At 67.7% G+C, this 7,051-nt stretch carries 7 protein-coding genes and 1 pseudogene; 4 read left to right on the forward strand and 4 right to left on the reverse strand.

All coding sequences use genetic code 11. The features are described from left to right. Window positions 1–357: pseudogene (locus HC022_RS15710) on the reverse strand (ABC transporter substrate-binding protein); the annotation flags it as partial. Between the two features lie 529 nt (window positions 358–886). Here HC022_RS15710 and HC022_RS15715 point away from each other — a divergent pair. Genes HC022_RS15715 through HC022_RS15730 form a run of 4 tightly spaced genes read left to right on the forward strand, consistent with a single transcriptional unit; the run spans window position 887 to window position 4,798 of the window. Beyond that, a complete protein-coding gene (locus HC022_RS15715; RefSeq protein WP_167453073.1) occupies window positions 887–1,999 on the forward strand; it encodes an ABC transporter ATP-binding protein in 1,113 nt (370 codons plus the stop codon). Further along, the gene (locus HC022_RS15720) at window positions 1,996–2,880 is read left to right on the forward strand and encodes an ABC transporter permease (RefSeq protein ID WP_089961098.1); all 885 of its coding nucleotides are present in this window, start codon (window positions 1,996–1,998) and stop codon (window positions 2,878–2,880) included. The genes HC022_RS15715 and HC022_RS15720 overlap by 4 nt, the downstream gene beginning before the upstream one ends. Beyond that, the gene (locus HC022_RS15725) at window positions 2,877–3,695 is read left to right on the forward strand and encodes an ABC transporter permease (protein WP_089961096.1); all 819 of its coding nucleotides are present in this window, start codon (window positions 2,877–2,879) and stop codon (window positions 3,693–3,695) included. The genes HC022_RS15720 and HC022_RS15725 overlap by 4 nt, the downstream gene beginning before the upstream one ends. A gap of 2 nt (window positions 3,696–3,697) precedes the next feature. Beyond that, window positions 3,698–4,798, forward strand: coding sequence for a P1 family peptidase (locus tag HC022_RS15730; RefSeq protein WP_254885112.1), 1,101 nt, complete (start codon window positions 3,698–3,700; stop codon window positions 4,796–4,798). Window positions 4,799–4,890: 92 nt separating this feature from the next. On the opposite strand, the gene HC022_RS15735 is transcribed toward HC022_RS15730, so the two are convergent. From HC022_RS15735 to HC022_RS15745, 3 genes are read right to left on the reverse strand one after another with little or no spacing between them, the layout of a single operon-like run. Continuing rightward, window positions 4,891–5,058 (reverse strand): hypothetical protein, encoded by a 168-nt coding sequence (locus HC022_RS15735; protein WP_008886047.1) that lies wholly within the window; start codon window positions 5,056–5,058, stop codon window positions 4,891–4,893. Window positions 5,059–5,076: 18 nt separating this feature from the next. Then, complete coding sequence (locus HC022_RS15740; protein ID WP_167453075.1) at window positions 5,077–6,441, reverse strand: DUF2927 domain-containing protein; 1,365 nt, start codon at window positions 6,439–6,441, stop codon at window positions 5,077–5,079. Then, a complete protein-coding gene (locus tag HC022_RS15745; protein ID WP_167453076.1) occupies window positions 6,441–6,893 on the reverse strand; it encodes a GNAT family N-acetyltransferase in 453 nt (150 codons plus the stop codon). The genes HC022_RS15740 and HC022_RS15745 overlap by 1 nt, the downstream gene beginning before the upstream one ends. Between the last annotated feature and the right edge of the window lie 158 nt (window positions 6,894–7,051).

Genomic DNA, 7,051 nt, shown 5'->3' on the forward strand with positions numbered 1-7,051 from the left:
GACGTCAAGCTCGAGCGGCGTGGTGTAGTCGGGGCCCGCCATCAGCTGCTTGACGTGGTCCGGCGTGGTCATCGAGATGTCCCAGATGTAGCTCTCGGTATCCACGAGCAGCTTGATCTGGGTGACGGGGTTCGGTTCCTGCGCGACCGAGACGACCTTGATGCCGGTCTCGGCCTCGAACGGGTCGTAGAAGGCCTTGCGCAGCGCGGGCGCGATGGCACCGCCCACGTCGGAAACGGTGATCTGCGAGGTCTGGGCGCGCGCGGCCGAGGACAGCAGCGCAGGCGCGGCAAGCGCTGCGGCAGTGGCGACGCCGCCTTTCAGGACGGCGCGGCGGGTGGGCTTGCTGAGACTCATCGTGGGGTCACTCCATGCTGGTTGGTCAGAGGTCGGGTCCGGGGGTTCCGGTCTTGAGGGCGCACTCTTGCGGCACGTTCCCGGGGGTCTTTCTCGGGCCGCGCGCGCCCATGTTCCGGAGGATCCCCTGGCGGCACGCCAGCACCGATCGCGGGCGCAGATGCGTCCGCGGGCTGACCCCGGGCCGCAACAGGAAAGCGGCCCGGTCTGGCTGGGGGATGAAACTGCCCCATGGCGGCACGAACGCCGGTCATGGCGGCAGGGAATGTGAAAGCGCGTTACCCTTGCCTCGATGACAACCATTGCCGCGCCGCGGCGTAAAGTATCAAAATCAGCAGCATTGATTAGGATAAACCTATGCGGACCCAAGAGCCGGATTAGGCGGGGACTAAGCTGCAATTCCTATTTATCTATTTTACCGAAGCGTTCTTTGCCCCTTAGATCGACCGGAAGAAGCGAACAGCACCAGCCGGGTCCCCCTCCGCAAGATCGGGACCCTTTCGTGTGAGGAAACCAGGAGATGCCGCATATGCAGCCGCAGAAAGACTTTCATTCGGACATCGCGGTCACCGGGTCCCCTGCCTCCGCGCCCGAGCGTGCGGTGAAGCTGTCGGCTCGCGGCCTGTCGCGCTACTACGGCGAGACGGTGGCGCTCGACCGGGTCGATCTCGACGTGCACGAAGGCGAGTTCCTCACCCTTCTCGGCCCGTCGGGCTCGGGCAAGACGACGCTGCTACAGACCATCTGCGGGCTCAACAAGCCGTCGCGCGGCCAGCTTTTCATCGACGGCAAGGACCACACCTGGACCCAGCCCGAGAAGCGCGGCATCGGCGTGGTCTTCCAGAACTACGCGCTGTTTCCGCACCTGACCGTCTCCGAGAACATTGCCTACCCGCTCAAGGTGCGGGGCATGGCACCCAGGGAGATCACCCAGCGCACCGGCCGCGCGCTCGAGACCGTGGGGCTCGGCCATGCGGGCAACCGTTTCCCCAACGAGCTGTCCGGCGGCCAGCAGCAGCGTGTCGCGCTGGCCCGCTGCCTCGTCTCCGCTCCCCCGACCATCCTGATGGACGAGCCGCTCTCGGCACTCGACCGCAAGCTGCGCGAACAGATGCAGATGGAGATCAAGCGCATCCACCGCGAGACCGACACCACGATCATCTTCGTCACCCACGACCAGGAAGAGGCGCTGACCATGTCCGACCGGATCGCCGTGCTCGCGCATGGCCGGATCCAGCAGATCGGCGCCCCGGCCGAGCTGTACCAGACACCCGCCAACCTCTTCACCGCCGACTTCCTCGGCGAGAGCAACCTGCTGCCGGTGACGCTTGACGGGGCTGCCGCGCAGCTTGCGGACGGGCAGGGCTTTGCCGCCGTGCGCCCCGCCGGAAAGGCCACGCTGCTGCTGCGCCCCGAGGTGCTTTCCGCCACCGCGCCCGAACGCCCGGGTCTCAGCTTCACCGGCGTCATCCGCGAGACCTACTACACCGGCACCGACCACCAGGTGGCGCTCGAGACCGGCACCTTCGGCACCATCCGCGCGCTGCTGCGCACCGGAAACGCGCTGCCGGGGATCGGCAGCACGCTCACGCTGCACGCGCCCGGCGAGGGGCTGCACCTGATCGACGAGGTCGCGCCATGAGCCTCGCGCGGCGCAAGTTCCTGCAGCTCTTGGGCCTGCTGGGCGCACCGACGGTGTTCCTGCTGGTGTTCTTCTTCGGCCCGCTTCTGATCATGCTGGTCTACAGCTTCCTGACGCCCGGCCTTTACGGTGGCGTGGACTGGATCTTCTCGCATCTCAACTACGGGCGCATCCTCGGCTGGGCCGACACGCGGTACGAGAAGTTCGACCCGGTCTACATCGCGATCTTCCTGCGCTCGCTGCGGCTGGCGGCGCTCACCGTGCTGGCGAGCCTGCTGGTCTGCTATCCCGCCGCGTTCTGGATCAGCCGGATGCGGCCGGGGCTGCGCGATTTCGCGATCTTCCTCGTGACCCTGCCGTTCTTCGTGAGCCTGATCGTCCGGCTCTTTGCCTGGGTGCTGATCCTGCGCCCCACGGGCTTTCTGAATCAGGGGCTGATGGGGCTGGGGCTCACCGATGCGCCCATCGAGTTCCTCTACACCGATTTCGCGGTGATCCTCGGCATGACCTACGTCTTCATCCCGTTCATGTTCCTGCCGCTCTACGGCTCGATCGAGAAGCTTGACATGGCGCAGATCGAGGCCTCCTCGGACCTCGGCGCGACGCGGCTGCAGACCTTCCGAAAGGTGATCCTGCCCGCGACCATGCCCGGCATCGTCGGCGGTTCGGTGATCACCTTCATCCCGGCGCTGGGCAACTTCATCGTGCCCTCGGTGCTGGGAGGGGCCAAGGTGCTGATGATCGGCAACCTGATCGAGCAGCAGTTCCTCTCGGCTCGGAACTGGCCCTTCGGCTCGGCGCTGGCGATGCTGGTGATGACCGCGGTGCTGGTGCTGCTGATCGCGCAGTTCCGCCTTGCCGGGCGGGAGGAGCGGTCATGATCCTGCGCCGGCTCCTCTCGCTCTACGGGCTGCTGTTCTTCGTCTTCGTCTACGCCCCGATCCTGCTGGTGGTGATCTACTCGTTCAACGCCAACACGCTGAACATGATGATCTGGGACGGCTTCACGCTGGACTGGTACCGGCAGATCTTCGGGCTCGAGACCTCGCTGGCCGAAAGCGCCACCTATGTCGACAGCACCGACCAGCTCTGGGGCGCGGTGCGCACGAGCCTGATCGTGGCGCTTTCGACCTCGGTTTTCTCGACGGTCTTCGGCACCGCGCTGGCGCTCGCCGTGGCGCGCTACCGCTTCCGTCTGGCGCGGTTCTACCGGACGCTGATGATGCTGCCGATGATCATGCCCGACATCGTGCTGGGCATCGCGCTGCTGATCTTCTTCATCACCATCGGCATGAACCTGTCGATGCTGACCATCATCGTCGGCCAGTCGACCTTCCTGATCTCCTACGTCTTCGTGACCGTCTCGGCGCGGCTCGCCGAGTTCGACACCAGCGTCGAAGAGGCCTCGGCCGACCTTGGCGCCACGCCGGCGCAGACCTTCCGCAAGGTGACGCTGCCGGGCATCGCGCCGGGGATCCTTGGCGGCTGGCTGCTGGCGTTCATCATCTCGATGGACGACCTCGTGATCACCTATTTCATCGCGGGCACAGGCAACACCACGCTGCCCATCCACATCTGGGGGCTGCTCCGGCGCGGCATCAAGCCCGAGATCAACGCCATCGCCACGCTGATGCTGCTCTTCACCCTGCTGATCGCCGCCATCGGCCTCTACTTCAGATCGAGACGACAGAAATGACCATGACGACCAAACCCCGCGCGCGCCGTCTCGGCATCCCGCTGCCCGGCACGCCCGGACCGCTGAACGCCATCACCGACGTGCCCGGCCTCGAGGTCGGCACCACCGAGCTGCTGTCGTCGCGCGACCCGTCGCTGGCCACCCGTGGCATCCAGGTGCAGACCGGGGTCACCGCGATCCTGCCGCGCGGTCGTGATCCCGAGCCGAAGCCGGTCTGGGCCGGGCAGTTCAGCCTCAACGGCAACGGCGAGATGACCGGCGCCCACTGGGTGCGCGACGGTGGCTGGCTGGCGGGGCCGATCATGATCTCGAACTCGCACGCCATCGGACCCTGCCACGCGGCGGCGGTGCGCTGGATGGTCGAGACCTACGGCGACACGTGGGAGGACAACCACCTCTGGGCGATGCCGGTGGTGGCCGAGACCTATGACGGCGTGCTCAACGACATCAACGGGCTGCACGTGACCGAGGCGCTGGCCCGGCAGGCGCTGGACGCGGCCAAGCCCGGTCCGGTGACCGAGGGGAATTCCGGCGGCGGTGCGGGGATGATCTGTTACGAGTTCAAGGGGGGCACCGGCACCGCGTCGCGGGTGATCGACGTCGAGGGGCAGGGCTTCACCATCGGCGCGCTGGTTCAGGCCAACCACGGGCTCAGGCCCTGGCTGACCGTGGCGGGCCGGCGCGTGGGTGAGGCGATGCCCGAGGACCGTATCTCGGACATGATGACCGAGCGCGGCTCGATCATCGTCATCCTCGCCACCGACCTGCCGCTTTCTCCCAGCCAGCTCGAGCGGCTGGCGCGGCGCGCCTCCATCGGCATCGGGCGGGGCGGCACGCCGGGCGGCAACAACTCGGGCGACATCTTCCTCGCCTTCTCTACCGCCAACGAGATGCCGCTGCCGCAGCTCTCGGGGGCGTGGCGGCAGATGACCACCCTCAACGACGAACGGCTCGACCCGGTCTATCTGGCGGCGGTCGAGTCCGTGGACGAAGCGGTGCTGAACGCGCTCTGTGCCGCCGAGGACGTGCCGCTGGCACGGCCTGCCAACGGCATTTGCCGGGCGATGGACACGGAACGGCTGATGGACCTGCTGAGCGCCTGAGCGGCGGTCCCTCGCGACAGGGCGTCCACCACGCGGTGGGCGCCTTGTTTCAGAAGTGGCTTGGACGAATGTCGCGGTTCAGCGGGCAGAACTCAGGACGCGACCTTCTCGAGCACGATGGTCGCGACCAGCCCGAGCAGTCCGAAGGCGATCGCATAGACCACGACGAACTGCGCGATGTCGGCCGTATTGCCCTTGCGCCGGCGGGCCGTCAGCCCGCCGAGGATGGCTCCGATCAGCACTCCCGCGATCACGATCATCTGGCCCTCATCCTCCCGTCAGCCCCTAGCCGGATTGAGCGCGGCGATCTCGCGCATCTTCGCGCGCACCGCCCAGTCCGAACCGAAGCCGTATCGCGCCCAGCCAAGGGAGTCCATACGAACGATCCTCGCCTCGGACGGACGGCCCGCAAGCGCGAGCGCCTCGGCCTTCAGCATCATCAGCGTCGCCAGCAGCGCGGCGTTTTCGTGCCGCGTGGCGGTGGCCAGATGCGGGGCAATCAGCGCCAGCGCGTCCTCGGGCCGGTGGTCGTTGATCGCATAGGCCGCAAGCTGCGAGGCGACGTAGGCCTGGTGCAGCGCGGTGTTGGGGGTGATCTCGAAATAGCGCTGCGCCTGCAGGAATTCCTGCATCGCGGCGGTCGCGTCCGTGCCCTGCATAAGCCGCCCCATGGCGTAGTGCGAGAAGCCCCGGCGGTGATCGGTCCAGCCCTCGTCCGTGGCGATGCGCACCGCCCGCTCGGCGGCGCGGCGACGCTCGGCATAGGGGGCGCCGGGGCCGAGCGCGGTCTGCACCGCCTCGGTCCAGTCGCGCGGGGTGGGCGGCAGGTAGCGCGGGGCACGGCCCTCGCCGCGCGGGTTTACCCGGCCCAGCACCGCGGGCAGCCGCGCCGCGACCTCGCCGCGGGTGAGGCCCGAGCGCAGCGCCGGGTCGTACCACGCCTGCAGCACCGTCATGTCGTAGCCGGTGAGCACGGTGTGCACATTGTCGTCGTTGAAGACGCTGTCGGTGAGGCGGTAGAGGTCGTTGAGGGGCCCCAGCGCCTGCGCGATCTCCTCGTGCAGGCAGTCGCGCACCTCCTGCGGGGCGGCGTCTGCGGGCAGGAAGATCGCCACCCGTTCGCGCGTCTGCACCCGCGTCCAGCTCAGCGCGCCTGAATTCCGGGCCGCGAGGTATTCGCCGAGGGACGAGACACTGGGCACCACGAAACAGGCGGCCTGCGGCAGGTGCTTGCGGATGTCGTCGCGGGGGATGGCCACGAGGGTGATGCTGGCGTCCGGGGCCGAACTGCGGCGGATGTCTATCTGCGCCTCGGCCCGCAGCCGGGCCAGCAGCCGGTCGAGATCGCCCGAAAGCGTCCGCGGCGGGCTGCCGGTGACGCGCAGGGTGACCGGCCCCTCGAACCGGGTGAAGCTGCTGAGCGTACGCCCGGATTCCAGCGTGAAGGCAAGATCGAGGATGTCGCGCTCGAGATCGCGATTCGAGACCACGGCAGGCTGCGGCGCGCTGCCGGGGAAGGTCTTCATCGCGGGCAGGCCGGTCGGTGCGGAGATCCCGGCCACGGCGCGGCTGGCGGTGTCTGCGGGGGGCGCCGGCACACAGCTCGCCAGCGCAAGGACCAGCGGCAGGACCAGCGCGCGCATCACGGCCTCTGGTATTTGATGAAGGGGGTAAGCACGCCGATGCGGTCGTAGAGCTTGCGCGCGGTGTCGTTGAAATGCTGCGTGGTCCAGTAGACCGCCGGCGTGCCGCGCGCATCGGCGGCGGCATAGACCGCCTCGATCAGGGCGCGGCCGACGCCGGTGCCCCTGGCCTCGGGGGCGGCGTAGAGATCCTGAAGGTAGCAGACCTTCTCGAGCCGCCAGCAATGGTCGTGGAAAAGGTAGTTCACGATGCCCACCGGCGTGCCGCCCACCTCGGCGATGAAGCCCGCCATGTCGGGGACCTCGGGGTCGGTCAGCCGCGCGAAGGTGGCGGCATAGACATCTTCGGTCACGCTGCTTTCGTAGAAGTCGAGATAGGCCGCCCACAGGGCGCGCCAGCTATCCTCGTCCTGCGGCGCGAGGGGCCGCACGTTCACATCTGTCTGGGACACTGTCTCTCAAGCCTGCCTGCTCTGATTCCCGGTTGCCCGCGAGGGTCCGGGATTTTCTGTCGGTTTGTCAGGGCAGTTTAGGGCAGGATCCGGGCATCTGCACAGCATGTGAAACAGTTGCGGGGCAATTTGACGCTCCGCGCGCACCAATGCGGCTA

It is taken from the genome of Salipiger sp. HF18, from assembly GCF_011806505.1.
In the GTDB taxonomy this organism is placed as follows: Bacteria; Pseudomonadota; Alphaproteobacteria; order Rhodobacterales; family Rhodobacteraceae; genus Salipiger; species Salipiger thiooxidans.

Bases quoted from the DNA above. Each gene is read 5' to 3' on its own strand.
- HC022_RS15715 (WP_167453073.1), top strand. From the start codon at position 887: ATGCAGCCGCAGAAAGACTTTCATTCGGACATCGCGGTCACCGGGTCC.
- HC022_RS15735 (WP_008886047.1), bottom strand. From the start codon at position 5,058: ATGATCGTGATCGCGGGAGTGCTGATCGGAGCCATCCTCGGCGGGCTG.
- HC022_RS15725 (WP_089961096.1), top strand. From the start codon at position 2,877: ATGATCCTGCGCCGGCTCCTCTCGCTCTACGGGCTGCTGTTCTTCGTC.
- HC022_RS15740 (WP_167453075.1), bottom strand. From the start codon at position 6,441: ATGCGCGCGCTGGTCCTGCCGCTGGTCCTTGCGCTGGCGAGCTGTGTG.
- HC022_RS15720 (WP_089961098.1), top strand. From the start codon at position 1,996: ATGAGCCTCGCGCGGCGCAAGTTCCTGCAGCTCTTGGGCCTGCTGGGC.
- HC022_RS15730 (WP_254885112.1), top strand. From the start codon at position 3,698: ATGACGACCAAACCCCGCGCGCGCCGTCTCGGCATCCCGCTGCCCGGC.